At 46.4% G+C, this 21,938-nt stretch carries 22 protein-coding genes and 1 tRNA gene; 10 read left to right on the forward strand and 13 right to left on the reverse strand.

What is annotated here, in order from left to right; translation table 11 throughout:
- Positions 1-85: 85 nt before the first annotated feature.
- The 3 genes from ACQKD4_RS06765 to ACQKD4_RS06775 form a co-directional block, all read right to left on the reverse strand.
- Positions 86-850 (reverse strand): DUF817 domain-containing protein, encoded by a 765-nt coding sequence (locus tag ACQKD4_RS06765; RefSeq protein ID WP_427372857.1) that lies wholly within the window; start codon positions 848-850, stop codon positions 86-88.
- A gap of 9 nt (positions 851-859) precedes the next feature.
- The gene (locus tag ACQKD4_RS06770) at positions 860-1,720 is read right to left on the reverse strand and encodes a metal-dependent hydrolase (protein ID WP_427372858.1); all 861 of its coding nucleotides are present in this window, start codon (positions 1,718-1,720) and stop codon (positions 860-862) included.
- A 200-nt stretch (positions 1,721-1,920) separates the two neighbouring features.
- On the reverse strand, positions 1,921-2,928 hold the full coding sequence (locus ACQKD4_RS06775; RefSeq protein ID WP_214692229.1) for a helix-turn-helix transcriptional regulator: 1,008 nt from the start codon (positions 2,926-2,928) through the stop codon (positions 1,921-1,923).
- 116 nt (positions 2,929-3,044) lie between these two features.
- Between ACQKD4_RS06775 and ACQKD4_RS06780 the strand changes: the two genes are divergently transcribed.
- Complete coding sequence (locus tag ACQKD4_RS06780; RefSeq protein WP_427372859.1) at positions 3,045-3,890, forward strand: alpha/beta fold hydrolase; 846 nt, start codon at positions 3,045-3,047, stop codon at positions 3,888-3,890.
- A 22-nt stretch (positions 3,891-3,912) separates the two neighbouring features.
- Here ACQKD4_RS06780 and ACQKD4_RS06785 read toward each other — a convergent pair whose 3' ends face one another.
- The 7 genes from ACQKD4_RS06785 to ACQKD4_RS06815 all read right to left on the reverse strand — a co-directional run bounded on the left by ACQKD4_RS06785 (position 3,913) and on the right by ACQKD4_RS06815 (position 10,807).
- A complete protein-coding gene (locus ACQKD4_RS06785) occupies positions 3,913-4,326 on the reverse strand; it encodes a hypothetical protein (RefSeq protein ID WP_427372860.1) in 414 nt (137 codons plus the stop codon).
- 99 nt (positions 4,327-4,425) lie between these two features.
- On the reverse strand, positions 4,426-5,844 hold the full coding sequence (locus ACQKD4_RS06790) for a glycoside hydrolase family 32 protein (protein ID WP_427372862.1): 1,419 nt from the start codon (positions 5,842-5,844) through the stop codon (positions 4,426-4,428).
- A gap of 19 nt (positions 5,845-5,863) precedes the next feature.
- Positions 5,864-7,294, reverse strand: a complete 1,431-nt coding sequence (locus ACQKD4_RS06795; protein ID WP_427372863.1) for a sucrose-specific PTS transporter subunit IIBC — start codon at positions 7,292-7,294, stop codon at positions 5,864-5,866.
- Between the two features lie 2 nt (positions 7,295-7,296).
- The gene (locus ACQKD4_RS06800) at positions 7,297-8,235 is read right to left on the reverse strand and encodes a carbohydrate kinase family protein (protein ID WP_074034503.1); all 939 of its coding nucleotides are present in this window, start codon (positions 8,233-8,235) and stop codon (positions 7,297-7,299) included.
- 107 nt (positions 8,236-8,342) lie between these two features.
- On the reverse strand, positions 8,343-9,332 hold the full coding sequence (locus ACQKD4_RS06805; RefSeq protein ID WP_214745164.1) for a LacI family DNA-binding transcriptional regulator: 990 nt from the start codon (positions 9,330-9,332) through the stop codon (positions 8,343-8,345).
- Positions 9,333-9,379: 47 nt separating this feature from the next.
- Complete coding sequence (locus ACQKD4_RS06810) at positions 9,380-9,856, reverse strand: N-acetyltransferase (RefSeq protein ID WP_214783163.1); 477 nt, start codon at positions 9,854-9,856, stop codon at positions 9,380-9,382.
- 87 nt (positions 9,857-9,943) lie between these two features.
- The gene (locus tag ACQKD4_RS06815; protein ID WP_427372864.1) at positions 9,944-10,807 is read right to left on the reverse strand and encodes a cation diffusion facilitator family transporter; all 864 of its coding nucleotides are present in this window, start codon (positions 10,805-10,807) and stop codon (positions 9,944-9,946) included.
- A gap of 180 nt (positions 10,808-10,987) precedes the next feature.
- Here ACQKD4_RS06815 and ACQKD4_RS06820 point away from each other — a divergent pair, with 180 nt between their 5' ends.
- From ACQKD4_RS06820 to ACQKD4_RS06840, 5 genes are all read left to right on the forward strand, one after another.
- Complete coding sequence (locus tag ACQKD4_RS06820) at positions 10,988-11,299, forward strand: hypothetical protein (RefSeq protein ID WP_026826028.1); 312 nt, start codon at positions 10,988-10,990, stop codon at positions 11,297-11,299.
- Positions 11,300-11,339: 40 nt separating this feature from the next.
- Positions 11,340-12,131, forward strand: a complete 792-nt coding sequence (locus ACQKD4_RS06825) for a class I SAM-dependent methyltransferase (RefSeq protein WP_427372865.1) — start codon at positions 11,340-11,342, stop codon at positions 12,129-12,131.
- Between the two features lie 138 nt (positions 12,132-12,269).
- On the forward strand, positions 12,270-14,663 hold the full coding sequence (locus ACQKD4_RS06830) for an immune inhibitor A domain-containing protein (protein ID WP_427372866.1): 2,394 nt from the start codon (positions 12,270-12,272) through the stop codon (positions 14,661-14,663).
- 107 nt (positions 14,664-14,770) lie between these two features.
- A tRNA-Thr gene (locus ACQKD4_RS06835) sits at positions 14,771-14,841 on the forward strand.
- A 317-nt stretch (positions 14,842-15,158) separates the two neighbouring features.
- Positions 15,159-15,854 carry a queuosine precursor transporter gene (locus ACQKD4_RS06840; RefSeq protein WP_214760835.1) on the forward strand — a complete coding sequence of 232 codons (696 nt, stop codon included), beginning with the start codon at positions 15,159-15,161 and terminating at the stop codon, positions 15,852-15,854.
- A 38-nt stretch (positions 15,855-15,892) separates the two neighbouring features.
- On the opposite strand, the gene ACQKD4_RS06845 is transcribed toward ACQKD4_RS06840, so the two are convergent.
- A complete protein-coding gene (locus ACQKD4_RS06845) occupies positions 15,893-16,141 on the reverse strand; it encodes a hypothetical protein (RefSeq protein ID WP_214692196.1) in 249 nt (82 codons plus the stop codon).
- A gap of 147 nt (positions 16,142-16,288) precedes the next feature.
- Between ACQKD4_RS06845 and ACQKD4_RS06850 the strand changes: the two genes are divergently transcribed.
- The 3 genes from ACQKD4_RS06850 (at position 16,289) to ACQKD4_RS06860 (ending at position 17,713) form a co-directional block, all read left to right on the forward strand.
- On the forward strand, positions 16,289-16,645 hold the full coding sequence (locus ACQKD4_RS06850; RefSeq protein ID WP_214692194.1) for a PilZ domain-containing protein: 357 nt from the start codon (positions 16,289-16,291) through the stop codon (positions 16,643-16,645).
- An 88-nt stretch (positions 16,646-16,733) separates the two neighbouring features.
- Positions 16,734-17,375 carry a hypothetical protein gene (locus tag ACQKD4_RS06855; protein ID WP_224860901.1) on the forward strand — a complete coding sequence of 214 codons (642 nt, stop codon included), beginning with the start codon at positions 16,734-16,736 and terminating at the stop codon, positions 17,373-17,375.
- Positions 17,376-17,440: 65 nt separating this feature from the next.
- Positions 17,441-17,713 (forward strand): hypothetical protein, encoded by a 273-nt coding sequence (locus tag ACQKD4_RS06860; RefSeq protein WP_427372867.1) that lies wholly within the window; start codon positions 17,441-17,443, stop codon positions 17,711-17,713.
- 63 nt (positions 17,714-17,776) lie between these two features.
- Here ACQKD4_RS06860 and ACQKD4_RS06865 read toward each other — a convergent pair whose 3' ends face one another.
- On the reverse strand, positions 17,777-17,905 hold the full coding sequence (locus ACQKD4_RS06865; protein ID WP_256441151.1) for a hypothetical protein: 129 nt from the start codon (positions 17,903-17,905) through the stop codon (positions 17,777-17,779).
- 60 nt (positions 17,906-17,965) lie between these two features.
- A complete protein-coding gene (locus ACQKD4_RS06870; RefSeq protein ID WP_427372869.1) occupies positions 17,966-20,629 on the reverse strand; it encodes a cation-transporting P-type ATPase in 2,664 nt (887 codons plus the stop codon).
- Positions 20,630-20,892: 263 nt separating this feature from the next.
- On the opposite strand from ACQKD4_RS06870, the gene ACQKD4_RS06875 reads away from it, so the two are divergent.
- Positions 20,893-21,927, forward strand: coding sequence for a PTS sugar transporter subunit IIC (locus ACQKD4_RS06875; protein ID WP_224860897.1), 1,035 nt, complete (start codon positions 20,893-20,895; stop codon positions 21,925-21,927).
- Positions 21,928-21,938: the final 11 nt, after the last annotated feature.

Raw genomic sequence — 21,938 nt, forward strand, 5'->3', positions numbered from 1 at the left:
GTCAAGCGACTTACAATAAAAGCGTACACCTTGAAGTTCACTTCAACGCAAGGAGAAAAAATAAAAAAACTCGACACACGTCGAGTTAAGTCGTTTCATATTTGGGCTTTCGCTTTTGCCAAGCGACAAGTAGGATGCTGATGATGACGAGTAGGAACCAAGAGGATAGTTTCCCTAGATCAACGATGTCCCAGCCATTCAACTGGTCCGGATACGCCCAGCCGTTATAAAAGGTAACAATATTTTCAGCGAGCCAGATGAAGCAGGCAATCAAGAAGAATGACAGGACGACCGGCATCTTGAATCGCCGGTCATCGAGTTTATACGAAACAATCGAACGGCCAAACGCCAAGAAGATGAGTGCAATCAACAGCCATCGCAGATCTAGCCAAACATGGTGCCAGAAGAAATTAAAATAAATCGCAATGCCTAGTCCGAAAGCGATGATTGGGTTTGGCATCTTCGTGAACTGTAAATCGAGGCGACGCCACGCCTGAACAACATAACTCCCGACGCTCGCATACATAAAGCCCGCATAGAGCGGGACGCCCCACACTTTTGTGAACGCCTCATCCGGATAGCTCCATGACCCCATCTGCACCTTGAACAGTTCAAGTCCGAGACCGATGACGTGGAACCAGCTGATGACCCTTACTTCTTCCATCGTTTCAAGTCCTGACTTTACAAGGATCACTTGGACGAACACACACCAGATAAATAAAACGTCATATCGCGGGAGCGGTAACTCCACAAATTTCGTGACGGCGAGTGCACCAAAGATGGCGACTGGGAAAATACAGCTGAGAGCTTGTTCATAAGCGAAAATAAAGAGATAACGGATGCGTTCCATCGATTCGTCCTACCTTTCTATATATTCGTATAAGAAAGAAGACTCCCCGTCATAAAAACGCGGGTCAAATACACCGAGCCGTTCCTCATTCGCCACGATGACGACGAACGGCGACCATTTCATCAAAGTGAGTGCTTCTTGATTCGCTTCAAACAATGGTTCGAGACTTACTTGTTCGTCAGACGTCAATTTGTATTGCAAGGTTGCCTCTTGGTAAATAGAGTCTGTATAAAGCGATACGTTTTCGTCAGTCTTCGTAATGACGGTGAACTGAGTCGGGATAAATGAAGCCGAGAGCGCCACTTCGTCATGTTCATCTGCATATGTCTGATACAAGTAAGCTCCTTGCGCACTTTGAATCGCGACATACAGGACGAGGGCAGACCATGCATACCGATACGTTTTATAGCGGACTTCTTGTTTACGCGCGACAAGCCAGGCGACCAAGAAGATGCCCCAATAGACAAAATCTACGATCGGGATCACACCGAACGTAATCCTCACGTCCGAGATCGGTTCGAAGTAGCCCGTCCCCCACGCATTGAACAAGTCAGATGTGTTGTGTATGAACACAGACAACAGAGCCCACCAAAAATAACGGATGTCCGTCACTCGAAAGAGAAGACGAACGAGTATGTAGATGAGTAGTGCAAAGAGCGGGACGAGAAAGATGGAGTGTGTGATGCCGCGATGCCACATCTGATACATCCCTTCCGTGTCCCATAGTCTTGAAATCACATCACTGTCCGGGATTTGACTCCCGACGAGCGTCGTAACGAACAAGGCTCGTTTTTCATGTTGTTGTAAATCACGTTTATCGGCTGCACCATATAGCGTTAAACCGAATAACGTATGTGTAATCGTATCCACGTTCTACCTCCATAGCGAAAGAGACATCTCCCATTCAAGGATGATGTCTCTTCGTGTTAGTTCTCTTTATCCATTTTCATGGCGCGCCTTGCGACGATCGTTACGAAAATGACAGCGACAATCGGAATGATCAATGGCATCCAATTCAACATCCGCCTGTCCCCCTTCATTAAGTGTCGCAAGCAGTATAGCACATCTGATTACTCGATGGATGAATGAATGCTTGTATTCTCATAAGTATTTGCCATTTTTTCAATCGTTGCCTTCATATGGTCGCGAAGCGTGAGTGGTTCAACGACTTCTACTTGTGCCCCTAAAGAGAGCAACCAGTAAATGAATCCGTCAGACACGGCCGCATCGAAACGGATGAGGAAACGTTCTTCATGTTCAGACACAGAGACGTCTTCTCCTAACTTATCGAAGATGACCGGGAGAACGCGCTCATCGACCGACAAGACGATTTGCTCATCCAAGCCGTTGTACATATTGAAGGACTTTTGGTAATAGTCATCTGGAAGATGGTGTTTCGGACGAATGGTGCCGTCTTCTACAATCTCGGAGTTGACGATTCGGTCGACCCGATAGTTCCGAACCTCTCCGATCGATTCATCGATCCCAATCAAGTAATACTGTTCGTGATTCCAATGCAAGTCGATTGGATTGATGACGTACCGCTCTCCATCACGACGGAGCGGGAACGTCCGCTTTGTCACGTCGAATCCGATGACATCCGTATATTGGAACGAGATGGCTTTCCGTTCATGAATCGCACGCTGAATGCGGTCGATATGGTACGGTATCTGTCCGTGCTTTTTCTTCGGTGTCTTAATGATCGATTGCAACGTCTGCGCCTCAGGATTGCTCGTCAGCATTTGAAGCTTTTCAACGATCTCTTCAGTCACATCTTCCGAGATGAATTTGGCTGCGACGATGGCATCGACCATCATCCGAAGTTCGTGAATCTCGAACAAACGAGCAGAGTGCCAATATTTTTTGGCGAGACCATTCTTCTCCAACTCATCCTGCACTTCAAACCCCGAATTATTCAGTGCTTGGATATCGTCTTTCACCGATTTTTTTGCTAACTTAGAAGTATCTCCAATTGTTGACAAGTATTCGAGCAAATCTTCTAGTGTTTTAGGATTTGCTTCGTCCGTGTAACGTTCGAAGAAACGTCGAACTTCAAGTAACCGCTCTCGGTTATTCACGGTTCTATCCCCTTTCATTTCTATATCTATAATATGTATAAACAGACATTATCATTTTATTTCCACGAAATAAAGGTATTTTCCATTACAAACTGTTTAAGGAGGCGCCATCTGAAGTGAAATATTACGCACACGTCGACGGCTCAAAAATTGAATATATAGACCGTGGTCACGGTCCTGTGATCGTACTGATTCATGGGACCCAGTCATCGAGTTTAGAACCATACCATGTGGACCAGCTCGTTTTGTCCGGTTTTCGGGTCATAGTCCCATCTAGACCCGGATATGGAGAAACACCGTACTCTTTTTCAGCATCTCCTCAACTCTTTGCATCCCGACTCGCTCACTTGATGCAAATGCTAAAAATTGATCGATATCATGTTTACGGCATCTCTGCCGGAGGACCGACCGCGATTGAGCTCGCTTCCCAAAACCAACGTGTAAGAAGCTTGACACTCGCTGCCGCCGTGACGAGTGTCGTCGTTTTTCCGTATCGGGACACAGTCAGCAGAAATATTGTCCAACCCGCATTCATCGCACTTCAATACATCATGAAACAGTTCGTTGCTCGTGCCATTCAAAAACATCCGTTCGAAGCGACGGCACGCATGATTCAATCGACGAGTGTGTTGGCACTTGAGACGATTCGGGAAGAGGTGTCTCCTTATGACATCTTCCTCCTCAAACGTGTCGCCAATCAAATGGCGTTTGGTTTAGGGGCACAGTTCGACTTGAAGCAGCGTGTATCAAGCGAGGTGTTGATCGGTGTGACGTGTCCGACCTATATCATTCACTCGAAAAATGACAAAGCCGTCCCCGTACGCCATGCTCATTATGCGAAGCGGTTGATTCCCCATGCTCAGCTAACGATCCTGAACAGCCCGGGACACCTCATTTGGGTCGGACGGCAAGCGAGAAAATCAGAGCGACAAATCGAACGGTTCATTCGATTCAACTCATAAGCATCTCAAAAGAGGTGCTTTTTTACGTATTTAATCCTAGGATATCTATCAAGCGATTCGTCGTATGTTCTGGTAACTTCCAAATAACGTCCGTCCGTTCGAGTTTCGTGATCACACTCGGACGGTTCGGTTGACCGAGCCAAAGTTGATAACGTTCATACTCCCCGCCTTTGTACTGTATTGTAAGGTCAAAATCAGGAGCCACTTCAATCTCAATGCCTTCGATTTCTTCTGAACTTCGGAGCATTTCCGCGAACACCCGCACCTGGCTCAATTCATGGAACTCTAACGCTACTTCTGGATTAAATGTTCCGCGCTCTGATGACTCCGCCACCATCACTCGTTCCATTTCTTCTCTCTCGAGTTCTTCTGTATCGATTTTATAAGACATCGTCATTTTACGAATCTCATCTGCCCAACGAATCCATTTATCCATCACTCTAACCTCCCGTCTCGTTTTATATACGTTTGTTTTTGTGAAACGGTTTCAAAATTTGGAAAATAAAAAAGCCGAGCAAACGCTCAGCTTTTACACTCATTCATACTTCCAACCAACTAATGTCGCATCCACTCCGACGTAGCGAATCCCTTTCTCGTCGTCACTTGGGAAGACGCGAAGCGTTGCCACTGCGTCACCGTCATTGACGAAACATTCAACACTTGAGGAATCGACGAACAGATGAAGGGACGTGACCTTAATCACTTTTGTCCGGGTCGTCCCGAACTCGGTCGCGAACGGTTCACCCGCGTTTGTCCGATCGATGGTCAATTCGCGTGTATCTTTCTCGTACCGAATCACAAGCGACTCTTCTTCTGTCTTCAATAGTTCAAGCTCGAAGTCTTCTCCGGACGTCGACAATTTCAATTCATAACGTTCGGGCGAAATCATTTCGATATGCGTACCTGATTCGTCTGCGAACTGATTAGTTCGGAGTTGCTTCATTTCAGGGACTGGTCGTTGTTTTAATACGCCATCTTCAACCGAGAGTTCTCGAGGAAGCGTCAACGCATGGGCCCAACCGTAGCGATCTGTCGGATATTCAATCTCCGGTAAGCCCATCCAGCCGACTAGAATACGACGACCCTCATGCTCCGTCGTTTGCGGAGCGTAAAAGTCGAAACCGAAATCGAGCTCTTCAAATGACTCGTGCGTGAAGACGAGCGTTTCTAAATCAAGCGTACCTGAGACATATCCGGATTGATAGATGTTGTGGTAGCGATGACCCTCAGGCTCAATCCCTTGAGGAGAAAAAATGAGGACATGTCTTCCATTCAGTTCAAACACGTCAGGACATTCCCACATGTAACCGAACCGCTCAAGCTCGGTCTTCACTTCACCTAAAAACGTCCATTCATTCAAGTCGGTCGAACGATATAAGACGACACATCCTGTCTCATCCGTTCGCTGTGCACCGACAATCGCATAATACGATCCATCTTCTTCCCATACTTTCGGATCACGGAAATGTTCCGTGTAGCCTGCTGGAATATCCGGGATCGCCACATTACGACGCTCAATTACCCCGTCACGTAAGACACCGATAATTTGCGAGGCGTGACGCGTCCAATCGTCGGTACGATGATTCCCGGTGTACATCACGTGAAGGGTGTCATCAACGACGAATCCACTTCCAGAATATGCACCATGAGAATCTTCCTTCGTTTCAGGGACTAACGCCACCCCGCGATCCGTCCAATGGACGAGATCGGTTGAACTGACATGATACCAATGTTTGAGACCGTGAACTGGCCCGAGCGGGAACCACTGATAGAATAGATGGTACTCTCCATCGTAATATGCGAAGCCGTTCGGGTCATTGAGGAGGCCCGTAGGCGGCTGGATATGGTATCCAAACCGCCACGGGGATGCGGCCGTCTTTGTACGGAGCACCTCCATTTCGATGGCGCTCACGTCACGGAGTGAACGATAACGTTCGGCCTTCGTCCAATTCATAGTGTCACTTCCTTTTTCATTATGCGGCTTGTTGGACCGCTTCTTTTTTTGCTTGTCGCTTCGCGAGGATGAATGTCAATCCAAATGTCACGGCGAATGCGATGGCCATACCGATGATATATGAGATGATCGAACCAGGTGCGATTGAAATGATTCCTGGTAGCCCAGCAGCACCGAGCGCTACTGCCAATACGTCGTTTCCGACGATGAAAGCAGAGGCGATAGCTGAACCGACGATGGCTGCAATGAACGGATAACGAAGCTTTAAGTTAACCCCGAACATGGCAGGCTCTGTGATTCCAAGTAATGCTGAGATCCCTGATGCTGATGCGACACCTTTCATCTTCTTATCAGCAGTCAAGAAGAAGACAGCGAGTGTAGCCGCCCCTTGTGCGACGTTCGACATCGCAGCGATTGGGAAGATGAACGATCCGCCAGTTTCGGCGATATCAGCAAGAAGCTGTGTTTCAATCGCGATGAAGCTATGGTGCATACCTGTAATAACGATTGGGGCGTAGAGAAGACCCATGATCAAACCACCGACGAATCCGAGTGAATCATACGTCCATACCAACCCATCAATGATCAAGTTCCCTGCTTCACGTGTGATTGGACCCACGAATGCGAACGTGATGAACGCTGTGAAGAGGAGTGAGAGTAACGGCGTAAGCAAGATATCAAGTGACGCCGGCATGAACTTCCGAATATTGATTTCAAGCTTCGATAAAATATACGTCGAGACGAGGACTGGTAAGACTTGTCCTTGGTATCCTAACTTCTCAATCTCGAGACCGAAGATGTTCCAAACCGGAATCTCTTCAACAGTTGCCTGTGCATAAGCATTGATCAAGTCCGGGTGAACCATGATCATCCCGAGCGCTGCACCAAGATACGGGTTACCCCCGAACCGCTTGGCTGCAGAGAAACCTATGAGTACAGGTAGGAAGACGAAGGCGGCATTTGCGAACGTATTGATCATTGCTGCGAGGTCTGCCATGCCTGGATACTGGTCAATCAATGAACGTCCTTCGAAGAACAAATCCGGTGCCGTCAATAAATTGTTGATCCCCATCAAGAGACCGCCGGCGACGATGGCCGGGATGATTGGAACGAAGATATCCGATAACATTTTGACGAACTGTTGGAGCGGGTTCATCTTTTTCGCTCCGGCTGACTTCACGTCTGTCGTTGACATGTCTCCAAGACCTGTCAATTGTGAAAATTCAGCATAAACCTTGTTGACCGTACCCTGCCCGATGATGATTTGGTATTGTCCTCCCGTTGAGAACGTTCCCTTAACCACATCAAGTTGTTCGAGTGCTTTCTCATCAACCTTTGACTCATCATTCAATACGAGACGAAGGCGCGTCGCACAGTGGGCTGCTGCCGCAACGTTTTCTTTCCCACCAATCGCTTCTAATATCGATGCTGCTTCTTTTTTGTAATCCATCTTCATTTCCCTCCTAACGTTTCATTCACAAGTTGTCGTGATGGAATTGCTGGAATTGCGCCATAAGCTGTACATGTTAATGCACCCGTTACGTTCGCATATTCAATGTCGGAACGTAAGCGCTCCGGGTCAAATCCGAGCGTCGCCAACCGATATAGATAAGCACCAACGAACGCATCTCCTGCTCCCGTCGAATCGACACTATCGATCGAGATTGAAGGAACGATTTCATGATGCGCGCTTGTCGCAATCAACGTGCCACGAGACCCAAGTGTGATGGCAATCTGTTTTGCACCTAATTGAAGTAGTGCTTGAACAGCGTCTTCAAGTTGCTCTTTACCGGTCAACAAATGCGCTTCTTCTTCACTCAATTTAATGAAGTCTGATTCTGCGATGAAATGTCTCGCATCTTGTTTGAACTGCTCAAGGTCCGTGATTAACGCATCTCGATAGTTCGGGTCAAATGAGATGAACAAACCATCCCGCTTTGCAAATTGTAATAATTTGAAGTACGCATCTTTTAGTTTTCCGTCTAGTAATGCTGTCGCAGAACCGAAATGAATGAGATCACCTTTTTGAATCAATGACAAATCGATGGATTCAAACGCATAATCTCCATCACTTCCGCGACGGAATGTGAAGTCCCGCTCTCCGTCCTCTTGAATCGACACAAAAGCGAATGTCGTATCTCCCGATTCAACAAGGTTATCTGTGCTGACTCCGTTGTCGGTCAACGTCTGTTTCAGGAAAAGACCGAACGGGTCATTCCCGACTTGTCCGAGAAAACTCGACTGTCCACCATGCTTACTGACGACTGCCGCCACATTTGCAGGTGCGCCACCTGCTTTTTTGACGAACGTCGTTCCGTTGACGAGGTCGCTCGAGGCATCCTCGCATACCCAGTCAATCAACAATTCGCCGATACAATGTACGGTGTTCATATCGTCCACCTCCAAAAATCTTATAAGTTCTATATACGATTGGTACCGGTTCCAATTCAGAATAAAAAATGTTGCGGAACCGGTTCCGCAACACAAATGTAAACGATTTAATTCAACTTGTCAACGCTTTCGCGCACTTTTAATTCAAAAATTGTGAACGTTTTCATCGGGACGTCATTTCCTTGTAAAAGTTGAAGCATCATATCTGCCGACTTGGCCCCAGTTCGCCGATACGGAAGATGAACGGTCGTAATCGATGGATGTAAGACTTCCGTAAAATCATAGCCACCAAAGCCACTGACAGAGATGTCATTTGGAACAGAAATCCCTTGATTCGCCAGTCCCTTCAATACACCAAGGGCAATATTGTCCGTTGCACAAATAATGAGCGAGGTCGAGCCAATCTCTTTCGCCAACCGTTCTCCAATCGGGATGGCATCCTCGATTTTAAATGTTGTCTGAACGACTGTGACGCGTGCATCCGCCTCATGAAGCGCCTTCAAAAAACCATCGCGCCGATCTTGTCCGACTGCGATATCTGCTTCCGAAACACCGACATAGACGACGTCTCGATGACCCCATTTCGTGAACTCACTACCGAGGGCGTATGCTGCTTCATAATCCGGATAGACGAGACTGTGCACGTTGTCGTGCTGTTGACCAATCAGCAACACAGGAATTTGAATCGCCTCTATCGCTTCGAGGTGACGGTCGGTGACAGTCGTCCCGAGCCAAATGATGCCGGCGACCTTTTGTTTGGCGAGGTTGTATAATTGTTCAATCTCTCGTTCCGTCTGTTGTGCCGTGTTGACGACAAGCATCTGATAGCCTCGTTCTGTCAATCGTTCATCAATTCCCATCATTGTACGCGAGGCAGCGTAAGAATCGAGTCGCGGAACGATGACCCCAATCATCTTCGTCTGCTTTGACTTAAGACTTTGGGCGAATTGATTCGGTTCATAATTGGTTTCCCGAATGACCCGATCGAGCTTCTCTCTCGTCGCCTTCCCTACCGACCCACCGTTCAAATAGCGGGAGACTGTACTCTTTGCGACCCCTGCGAGTTCGGCGATATCTTTAATGGTGACCTGCTTCATCCTTACCCCTCCATATGAAAAAAGCTGACGTGCGAGACGCCGTCAGCTTAATGGTTTACTACATATCGTTTCTTGAAATTTAAATAATATAGACCGTTCCGCTTTTCAAATCCGTTTTGAACGAGCACTTGATGCATCTCTTGTTGATGTGGGCTTGTCGGTGGAATGCCGGCCCGGACTGTTTGTCCATCCATCAATTTTGAGTCCAATAAGGCGAGACGTAAACCTTCCGTCGCATATCCCTTATTTTTGTATGCATCGAACACCATCAGGTCAAGTTGGTAAACTCGGGCAAGCTTGAGCAACAAGACTTTACCGACAAGTTTGTCATCGACCATCAAGTCGTAATAAAAGTCTTCTCCGTAACTATGCTCTTCTGCATGATAAAGTTGCTCCGTCCCCATTTCTTCGAGGATCCCTTTCAACTCTTCAGCAGAAACGCCATATGAGTTTTCTCCATATTTCTGAAAATGTTCATACTCGATCTCATCAATCTGGCGAATAGGTTGACGCACGATGTTCATCCCGTGCCCTCCTTAACTAGTAGTTCAATATCTGTCTGCGCTTATTATAAACGAATCCAATCATGAAGCGCAAAAGATAACCGAACGTCAAATCGGCTCAATATGAATATGCACCGAATCGACCGCATGCTGTTCATCCAGTTTTCGTTCGATTTCGTCACACAATTCATGGGCCGCGTCCACGGTCAAATCTCCGTCAACTGCAATCGTCACATCGAGCATTACGTGATTTCCTAAATGACGCCCTTTAATTTCCCGAACTTCTTTCACACGCTCAAATTGTTCAATCGTTTCCTCATATGTCTCGACAAGGTGTGGAGGGAATCCGTCAGAAAGTTGATGGGTGGCATCTAAAAAGATTTGGATCGCTGTCCGGATGATCATACCGGCAATAATGATTGCTAAGACCGTGTCCATCCAAGGGAGTTGGAAATAAGCGAATAGCACACCAAGTGTGGCTCCGACTGAAATCATCGCATCGGCCAAATTGTCTTTCGCCGCAGCTTTAAGTGCCAATGACTTTGTCTTCTTCGCGAGGTTCAAGTTGAAGCGATACACCCCGAACATGACGAGCGCACTGGCGAATGCGACGACCGCTGCCAACGGGTTCGGTTCTGCATATTCCCCCCCGATTAAATTCGACAGACTATTAAAGAAGACGAAAATACCGACCGCAATCATGATCAATGAAGCGATGAGAGCGGAGATTGTCTCCATCTTCGCGTGACCATATTTATGCTCGGCATCCCGTGGTAACGCCGCAACCCGAATTCCGATATAGACGGCGACCGACGCGATAATATCCGTCGTATTGTTGAATCCATCGGCTAAAACCGCCTCAGATTCATATAAGTATCCGAAGAACACTTTTAATATAGATAAGATCAAATATGCCGTGATCGACACAATCGCTCCCTTGAGCGCTTTTGGTGGATGATTTGTAGTCTCCATCCGCCCACCTCCTTATTAGCTCAGTTAGTATAGCAGGTGAACTTCGTGTGGGGATAGAGAAACAATGTTTCTTACAGCCAAAATAAATGGAATATATTCCCGGTAGTTTCGTTTAACAAATTTTATGGTAAAGTAAACAGGAAGAGACCTTAGGGTTAAACCGCAAAAGAGGTGAAACAGATGTTTACAGAACGAGATGGAATCAAATTACGTTTGGAACAAATTGACAGATTACTAGTGGATTTGAATCGTGAGGCGAAACAATTGATGGCGCGCCTTCGTGAGTTAGATGCGTCTGGAGAAAATCCGCACGAAGTATCTTTGAAACCTGAAGAGCGTGATACGTTGAAATCGTCAATCGACGAAACACTCGAAGCACTTCAAAGCCGTTCAAAACGTCCGGTGAACGTGAACGACGAGAAGAAGAAAGAACTTGCTTCTCACAAAGCACTGATTGACGAACTGTCAGATTTACTCAGTAAGAAAAAATGAGACGCGAGTGCGTCTCATTTTTTATGAAGGAGCCCGTCCCATGTATATCGTAACCACTTGTTTACGTCCGACAGACGAAGTATTGTATCGGGCGCAAACGCATGCCACCACATACAATATGAAATTTGTCGAGCGACGCAAACATTCAATTGAAGAATTGAAAAAGCGGCATCACCAAGATGTACTTGTCTTTGACAAGCGACGTGTTGAGTTCACACCCCTGCAAAGTAAAGAGCCATTCTTTTTTCACCCTTCTAGCTCGGTCTTTCGCGTGAAGCAACTCAGTCGTGGTGGAACAGATCCACTCATTGACGCATTACAAGCAACACCTGGTGATCGTATGTTAGACTGTACGCTCGGACTCGGATCGGACAGTATCGTCATGAGCCATGCCGTCGGCTCAACCGGAAAAGTAATCGGTCTTGAGAGCCAATTCATAACGGCACAACTCGTCCGGGAAGGTATGTCCGTATGGTTCGAAAAAGATGAGCAGGTCAATGAGGCGATGCGCCGTATTGAGGTCGTTCATGCGAATTCTCTCGCATATTTGAAAACATGTGCGGAAAATTCGTTCGACTGTATTTACTTTGATCCGATGTTCGAAAAGACGATTTCAGAATCGGTTCATCTGAACCCACTTCGTTCAATCGCCGACACCTCCCCACTCTCGGAAGAGTTGATGGTTGAAGCGAAACGAGTAGCTAAGAAACGAATTGTCTTAAAGGCGCATTTCGAGAGCGATGCCTTCAAACGCTATGATTTTACTCACATAAAGCGAAAAACATCGAAGTTCCATTATGGATATATCGACCTGGAGTCTAAGACTATTTAGTTCATATTGACTAAATAGGTCTTTAGACTCTTTTTCTGGTTATTATTTTCTGAATATTGACATTAATCAGACACAAACGGTACATTTACAACAAGCTCACACATTTTCCCATTATTTTTTTACAGGAGGTTCATACAAATGAAAAATCGTTCCATCCGTCGAACGACACTCGCGGCTCTCATGACATCTGCCATGACAGTCAGTATCGTTCCGGCTGCTGGTGCTGCACCGCTATCGGTTGCACCATCTGTACCGACAACGAGCGAGCTCGCTCCGTTCGACCACAACATCATCGATGAAGATCGTCTCGCAAAAGCACTCGAGAAGCGTGGCGTCATCAAAAAAGGATTGTCAGCATCTGAGCGCATGAAAGCGGTCGACGCGTACATCGCGAAAAAACAAGGTGAAGCGAAAGATCCACATAAGCACGACGACGAATTGAATGAGAAGGCTTCAAAAGCAAAAGAGAAGATACATACTCAATTCGAAAAAGAAACTGAACGAATTCTCGACAAAGCGAAAAAGGGACAAGCGAACTACCGTAAAGGAAAACCGAACGGTCAAGTGAAGGTTTCTCCGGCACAACAATCATCTTATAACGGTGCAGTGCGTGAAGATAAGGTCCTCGTCCTTCTCGTCGAGTATAGCGACTTCAAACACAATAACATTATTCAAGAAGCAGGCTATATGTATAGTAACAACTTCAGCAAAGAGCACTATGAGAACTATATGTTTGGTGACCAACCATTTGAACTCTTCAACGGAGAAAAGGTTCAAACGTTCAAACAATACTATGAAGAACAATCAGGTGGAAGTTACACGGTCGACGGAGAAGTTTCTGAATGGTTAACCGTACCAGGAACTGCGAAAGACTATGGTGCAGACAAAGGCGATGGTGGTCATGATAACGTCGGTCCTGGTCCGCGACAACTTGTTAAAGATGCATTGAACGCTGCTGTCGCATCAGGAATCAATCTTGCCGAGCACGATCAATACGATCTTTACGACTTGGATGGCGACGGTGACTTCAATGAGCCAGACGGCCTCGTCGACCACTTGATGATCATCCACGCTGGTACTGGTCAAGAAGCTGGTGGTGGTGCACTCGGTGACGATGCAGTATGGTCACACCGTTGGGTCCTTAACGGCGTTTATCCGGTAGCCAACACAGAAGCTGCAGTTCCTTACTGGGGCGGTAAAATGGCGGCGTACGATTACACGATTCAACCAGAAGACGGCGCAGTCGGCGTCTTCGCACACGAATTTGGACATGACCTCGGTCTTCCAGATGAGTACGATACGCAGTACACAGGTCAAGGTGAGCCAGTACAATCATGGTCAATCATGAGTGGTGGTAGCTGGGCTGGTAAAGTCGCTGGTACAGAGCCAACAAGCTTCTCACCACAAAACAAAGAGTACTTCCAAAAAATCATGGGTGGAAACTGGGCGAACATCACAGAAGTCGACCTTGAAGATATCAACTCACAAGGTTTTGTCTCACAACTCGACCAATCTGTGACGAAGTCAAACAACCCAGGAATTATCAAAGTCAACCTTCCTGATAAGAAGATTAAAGGAATCGAACCAGCTTATGGCGAGCGCTACTACTACTCGACAAAAGGTGACGACATCCATACGGAAATGGCTACACCTAGCGTGAAACTTGGTGCGGACGGTGTCCTCACATTCGATTCATTCTATGAAGTTGAATCAGATTACGACTACTTGTATGTGAAAGCCGTCAGCGGCGGTAAAGAAGTTGTTCTCGATGTGTTCGGTGATGACGTCAACGGTGCAAACGAAGCTGGATACCCTGCTGAGACGACGAACGGTGCATGGGTCAACAAATCTTATGACCTCTCACAATTCGCTGGACAAGATGTCCAGATTGTATTCGAATACGTGACAGATGGCGGCGTCGCAATGAAAGGCTTCGCGGTCGACAACTTGTCAATCCAATCAGAATCAGCAACACTTTTCGCAGACGATGCGGAAGGTGCTGAAGCCGTCACACTTGATGGATTTGTCAACTCAGACGGATACGATTCAAAACCGCATTACTACTACCTCGAATGGCGTAACCATGCCGGGTCGGATATGGGTCTTCTCAACGGCCGTGGCGTGAAATACAACACTGGTCTTGTCGTATGGTACGGTGATGACTCGTACACAGACAACTGGGTCGGTGTCCACCCTGGTGAAGGCTTCCTCGGTGTCGTCGACTCTCACCCAGAGGCGCTCATCGGAAACTTGAACGGGAAAGAGACAGTTGCAGGTAGCACGCGTTACCAAATCGCTGATGCTGCATTCAGTCTTGATAAAACACTCGCTTGGTACATCGATTCACCAAGTCGTGGTGTGTATGACTACAAAGCACAAGCTGGCGTGAAACAGTTCAATGATGCGAATTCGTACATCAACTCACTCATCCCAGATGCAGGACGTAAACTTCCGCAATACGGGCTCGTCATTGACGTTGTCGGTGAAGCGAAAGACAACTCTGCAGGTGCTGTTTGGATCCGTACAAAATAAGGATGAACCATTTGACCTCCAGTCTTCTAACAAAGAAGATTGGAGGTCTTATTATTCTGAAAAAGCTTGAAAAATGGAAGGAACGTGTGTAACATAGTTGGTGTAACGCCTCTGTAGGTTAGTGGCAGACCTCAGCAATGGTAATGCTGCAGCACGAGTTCGATTCTCGTCGGAGGCATCAAGAATACCGCTCAACGAAGCGGTTCAGAGCACTTCCTGTTTATGACAGGAGGTGCTTTCTTTTTGCCCGTTCCCACTTTCCTATTTTTCATGTAGCGAGCGCACGTTTGTCGAATCGGTTTTTATTTTGTCGAACGATTATCCTTCATAGCTGAGTTTGCAAGTCCACATTATAGAGTAGAAATAGCTAAAGGTCTCCTTTGCTTGCTAATACACTTCAGAATGAGTCTCCTTCATCACCTTGACATCATTTCCGTTCCTCTATAAACTTGAAAAGTTGAAATCATTGAATAGTTAGAGGAAGGAGCATGATTCATGCTAAACGAATGGTTATGGATTCCTTCTGCCATCCTTACACTCGGTCTTCTCGTCCTCAGTTACAAATTGTTTGGACGGGTCGGATTATATGCTTGGATTGCGATGGCTTCGGTTGTCGCAAATATTCAAGTCACACAACAGATTGTAATTGGCGGATACATTTTTACGCTAGGTAACATCGTCTACGGTTCGCTTTATTTAGCGACTGATATTTTGAACGAAAAACACGGACGAGCTGCGGCTCGAAAAGGGGTATGGCTCGGGTTCTTCATTTTGATTGTTTCGACGATACTCATGCAGTATGCCCTCTTGTATGAACCGTTCGAAGAAGCGCTCTTCATGCACGAAAGTTTTGAGGCACTCTTCTCGATGCTTCCGTTGATCACACTTGGTAGCCTTGCTGCTTACCTCGTCTCTCAATTGTTTGACGTCTTCGTCTACTCGAAGATTCGCGCCAAAACGGGCGAGAAAAAACTTTGGCTCAGAACGACAGGTTCTACCGTGCTCTCCCAGTTAATTGATACGTTCACTTTCTGTATCATCGCTTTCTGGGGAATGGATTGGGACATCTGGTGGAATATCTTCATTACGACGTACGTTGCGAAATTCGTGATTGCTTGGATGGCAACACCGTTCATGTACTATGCAAAACGCACGAATCCACAAGATGAAACCGAACAAGACGCTGCATAAAATAAGCCGTAACTTCACTGTCGAAGTTACGGCTTTTCTTATGGTCGTTCAATCTGGATACGCACAGCATACGGACGGGCTTCTTCAATCGACGCCGACTCTCGACAGACGGTGATCGCCTTGAATGCATCAATGGCGACCGCTTCGATCGTTTGATCGTTCGTTTCGACTTCAAGAATGGTATAGGCAGGTAAACGCTCGAGTTTAACCCACTCCCCGTTACGTTTTTTTTCATAGATGACTGGTGTTTGAATCGAGTAACGTCGGAGTAAATCATGTACATTCATCTGATCTCCTCCCTATTTAAATCGTATACCCATTATAGAAAGCGTTTTCACATTTGTAAAGCGAGCTTATCTAAAAATTATACACATTTCCACTTCATTTCGAATTGTAAATGTCCGATATAGGGAGTAGAGAAATGGGGTGAATTGATGCGTTATCGCAGACAAGAAACTTTTCGCTATATTCTACCGAATCCCCGTACGATCCCATATCGACTCGTTTGGGAAGAGAAGGAACTTTATGATGGAGAAGGACTTCTACTGAATGTGAGCTCACATGGACTGAAATTGCGCTCCGATTATCTTTTCCCACTATCCGATGATTTGCAGGTCCACTTCGTCCTCGATCTCGTTCCGACTCTTCAACCTATTGAGTTGATTGGACATGTCAGACATCGCAGTCAATTAGGTTCATTATACGATTATGGTATTTTACTTGATGCCAAAATGGAAGAAACGCAACAACTTGTCACGATGATTAAAATGTATGCACGTGAAAATAAATGAGAACATGCGCCATCGCATCTTCTCATTTTTTCGTGTTTCCAAAAGAGGGTATACTACTATTATGACTATCATTGGGTGAGGTGTTCGTATGACAAGAAAATTTCTATTGATTCCATGGGGCGTGGCCATTGCTTTGGCTATTTTCGGTCCGAACGTACCGTTCGACGGGCGTTTCTTACTTGATTTCGTGACGTATAATACGGATGCCTACGAAGGCTATTCTCTTTCCTTATTCAGTATCCTAGGTGTATTTCCATTAGCCATGTTCCCGCTGCTTTGGTCAGAAGTGAACCAATTGAAACCAAATCCGCTGTTTGCGGCAATCAGTAGTTTTTTTGTAGGAGGCTTCTTACTCGCTCCCTATTTGGCTTTTGCGAGACAATCCCCTTATCCAACTCCCGTTAAACCGCTTCCGACACGTATCCTTGGTGTCGTATTGTTGCTGGTGACAATCGGATTGTTTATCGCCGCCGCAAATACAGGGAATGTAGCAGAATATTGGTCGTATGTGGAGAACAATCAGTTCGTCCGAACGATGACCGTCGATTTCTTTTTATTGGCATTTATTCAGATCACGTTAATGAATCGTGATGCGAAGCGTTATAAGATGAGCCTTTGGCCTCTTCCATACATTCCCCTATTTGGCTTGATCTTCTGGCTCATGATCCGGCATCAAAAACCGTTTAACGAGGCACCACCAAAACGTGAGCGGGCCGAGATGAAACATTGATATCCCGTTTTGACTCATGAACCGTTATACTAGTTAGTAGTTTTGTAATTAAAGGAGATTATCGCATGCGCTATTTTCAAGTCACCTCTTATGTGACTGTTAAGAATGAAGAACTTGTCTTGAATGAATATGTAAAAGTGCCAAATCCAAAAGTAGATCAATTTTTAAAAGAAACGCTAGAGCTTGATCTGTATGATGATCAAGTGACGTTGCGTGAATGTGTTGTCGCAAAAGGAAAGTGGGAATGCCCTGTCGGTGACTTCGTCATCACAGAACATATGGATGAAAAGAAGTTTAATCGTCTACAAAACAGCCGTTCCTCAAAAGCGAAAAAGTAACCTCGACACGAAAAACCTCCTTGTCTAATCGACGAGGAGGTTTTGACTTACAAGTTAATCCTTTTATTCATCCGATTCTTCATCGGGATCTGGATCAGGGTGTTGGGTCGGAGCCGGTTTTTGTGCCGGGTTTGATTCATCATCCGGAATTGGATCTGGATGTACCCCTGGTTGAGATTCGTCTCGTTTCATCGTATCCCTCCTTCATCGTTACTCCATTTGTTTATCCGTTTTGTATATGCATGAAACGTATCAATGTATATTTTGATTCCCAATCACTCGTCTTGAGATGGCTTTTTCAATCTCTACGATGATAAATACGGCGGCTCCAAATGCCACTGGATAAATCCAATCTTCCCACGTAAGTGGTGCAGTCCCGAACAGCGTATGCATAAACGGAACGTACGTGATGAACAATTGGAGGGCGATGAGCAACCCAGATACGAGGAACGCGATTTTATTATCAAAGAAACGACGATTGAACGCGGGAACCAACTCGGTACGACAGTTATATAAGTGGAACAACTGTGCCATGACAATCGCATTTAAAGTAATGGTCTGTAATTTCTCGGTGGAGTAATCGAAATCTCCGAGCATGTAGTTGATCCATAAACTACCTCCCCCGATCAATATCGATACGAACGTGACACGGAAGATGTAATAGCGACTGAGAAGTGGAACGTTCGCCGGTCGTGGAGGACGCTTCATCGTACTCTCTTCAAGTGGTTCAAAGGCAATCGCTAATGAAAGAGTAATCGCGACGACCATGTTGACCCATAAGATTTGAACCGGGCTGAGTGGTGCTGCTGCGCCGAGTAAAATACTCATCGCAACGAGTAACGCCTGTCCGCCGTTCGTAGGGAGTAGGAAGAGGATGGTTTTCTTCAAGTTATCATAAACACGTCGACCTTCACGGACGGCGTTATAGATGGTTTTGAAGTTATCATCGACAAGAACCATTTGAGAGGCTTCTTTTGCGACTTCCGTCCCTTTGATCCCCATCGCGACCCCGATATCGGCACGTTTTAAGGCAGGCGCATCGTTCACACCGTCGCCGGTCATCGAGGTGATCAACCCATTCTCTTGTAACCCTTTTACGAGACGAAGTTTATCGTTCGGACTCGTTCGCGCGAATACGTCATTATGAACCGACGCCTCTTTGATTTCTTCATCAGACATGTCTGTCAGCTCTCGACCCTCGAGCGCCCCTTCCACTTCCATACCGAGCTCTTTTGCGATGGCGACAGCCGTATCCTTATGGTCACCCGTGATCATTTTAATTCGGATCCCAGCATCGCGACATGCGGCGACTGCGTCAATCGCCTCTTGACGCGGCGGATCGACGATACCAAATAAACCGAGGAAAGTCAGACCATCTTCAACGTCCTCATGATCAATCGATTGTTTTGAACTGTCGACACGTTTTAATCCGGCCCCGAGGACGCGTTGACCGCGGTCGGCAATCTCTTTTCGTTTTTCATCCCAATACTCTTGTTTGAATCCGTCTGTTGTCGCCATATCAAACAAGCGATCCGGAGCCCCTTTGACGAAGATCATACGCTCGTCTTTATATTCAACGAGCGTCGCCATGTATTTGTACTCTGAATCAAATGGGATTTTAGAGATGACTTTAAGACGCTCAATCGGGCGCTCCGCTTTCTCAGCGACAGTTAATAAACACGCCTCGGTTGGGTCCCCATTGATCACCCAACCCCCATCTTCTTCGTTCAACTGTGCATCATTACACGTCTTCCCAACAGTTAATAGGTCAATCATTGACTCATCGTCATCCAAGTCAAACGGTTGACCGTTCAATTCTAAGTCTCCGTTCGGTGCATACCCGCTCCCTGACACCTCAATGTCATGTTTCGCCGTCACGATTTGTTTGACGGTCATCTCGTTTTTCGTCAACGTTCCGGTCTTATCGGTACAGATGACCGAGACTGCACCTAACGTCTCAACAGATGGCAAACTTCGAACAATTGCTTTTTGTTCAGCCATATTTCGGACCCCGAGCGCCAAGATAATCGAAATGACAGCTGGTAATCCTTCCGGAATGGCCGCGACTGCTAGACCAATCGTCGTTAACATGAGTTCGACTGGTTCATAATCTCGTAAGAAATAACCGAATGCATAAATAATGACTGAGATAATTAGGATGGCGATGGAGACGGTCTGACCAAACTTCGTCGTCTGACGAATCAGTGGCGTCTTCACGGTTTGTACTTCTGAAATGGACGCATTGATTTGACCAAGTTCCGTACCTTCTCCGATTGCCGTTACAATGGCTTTTGCACTTCCGGTCGCCACACTCGTTCCTGAATAGACCATGTTCTTGCGATCTGCGAGCACGGCCTCTTCTTTAACGATGTCTGTTTTTTTCTCGACCGTTGTGGCCTCACCGGTCAATGCGGATTCTTCCACTTTAAATTTTTCCGCTTGAATGACCCTTGCGTCGGCTGGTACTTTGTCGCCGGCAGCAAGCACGAGAATATCCCCGACGACGAGATCACTTGAATCAATCTCGGATTGTTTACCATCGCGAATGACGGTCGCTTTCGTCTCTAGCAACTTTTTGATTCCTTCTAGTGCTTCTTCCGCTTTATTCTCTTGAAGATAACCGACAACTCCGATGACCGTCACAACCAAGACGATAACAATCGTATCGATGTATTCGCCAAGGAAACCGGTGACAACTGCCGCTCCTAAAAGAACATAAACGAGAATATCATTGAACTGTCTTAAAAATTTTATGATTTCAGGCGTCTTCTCCTTTTCAGGTAGGACGTTTTTTCCGAACTCCTCCTGACGATTAGTGACCGTTTGCTTCGAGAGACCTGATTCCACATCAGTCTCCACGTGGGACTGAACCTCGTCTACCTCGAGCGCATGCCATTCCCTGTTTTCGTTCTGCATGTTCCTTCCTCCTCGACCAATACTTTATGAAACATCTATCCCCTATCTGTTCCCAATCTGATGCGGCTCGACACGTCCAAACTTGTATAATTGATGTCATTTTTCAAAGAAAACGCTCCCATGATTCTTTATTTCTTCATGTAAACGGTATCATGAATCAATTTTGATTTTTCTGATTAAAATGGCTTTACAGAAGCCTTTCAATCATTGAATATAGAAGAAATTATGAATGAATACAGATAGATAGAAAGAAGGAAGAGTTTATGGTCATTATTCAAGGAATTGCACTTTTACTGCTCATCCTCGCCTTGTTCACACTTTTCAGTTACAAGGCGCCATACGGAATGAAAGCGATGGGCGCATTGGCAGGTGCGGCAATCGCAAGCTTTCTCGTCGAAGCATTCAACGCTTATGCCATCGGCGGATTACTGCCACTCCCTTTATATGAAGAAGTCGGGCAGGCAGCCGGTTCATTATCTGGTCCTGCTGCCGCGGCACTCGTCGCCATCGCACTCGGAATCAATCCCGTTTATAGTTTAATGATCGGGTTATCCGTATCTGGTTTCGGGATCCTTCCTGGATTTTTCGCAGGATATATCCTGGCTCTGGCTGGCACACGAATCAATCGCTATCTTCCGACAGGTGTCGATATGATTTTCTACGTCATCGTGATGGCACCGCTCGCACGTCTCGTCGCTACTGGCGTGGACCCACTGGTTTCAAATACACTTGCACAAATCGGTGCAGTCATCGAACTCGCCGCGACGCAAAACCCGGTCGTCATGGGACTCGTTCTCGGTGGAATCGTTACTGTCGTGTCGACGTCACCTCTCAGCTCAATGGCTTTGACAGCGATGCTCGGATTGACAGGTGTGCCGATGGCGATTGCCGCTCTCGCGTTGACTGCATCCATTTCGATGAACTACCTGTTGTTCCGTCAACTGAAAATCGGTACGAAAAAAGACCAGCTTTCTGTAGCCATTGAACCGTTGACACAGGCCGACCTCATCTCGGCGAATCCAATCCCCATCTACAGTGTGAACTTTGTAGGGGGTGCAATCGCAGGATTGATTGTAGCGATGACCGGTATGATTAATGATGCCCCCGGGTCGGCTGCGGGTATTCCTGGTCTACTCGTCATGTATGGTTTTAACGACTGGCAGACCGTCACACTGACAGCTGTTGTTTTATTCATCCTTGGAATCGGATTCGGATTGATTGGAAGTCGACTCTTTAAAAACTTCCCGATTGTCCGACATACTGAAAAAGTTGAATCGACAGAAGAAGACGCAGCTTAAATAAAAAATCG

Origin of the sequence: Exiguobacterium sp. NPDC077395, assembly GCF_050269125.1 — a bacterium.
Classification (GTDB): domain Bacteria; phylum Bacillota; class Bacilli; order Exiguobacteriales; family Exiguobacteriaceae; genus Exiguobacterium; species Exiguobacterium aestuarii_A.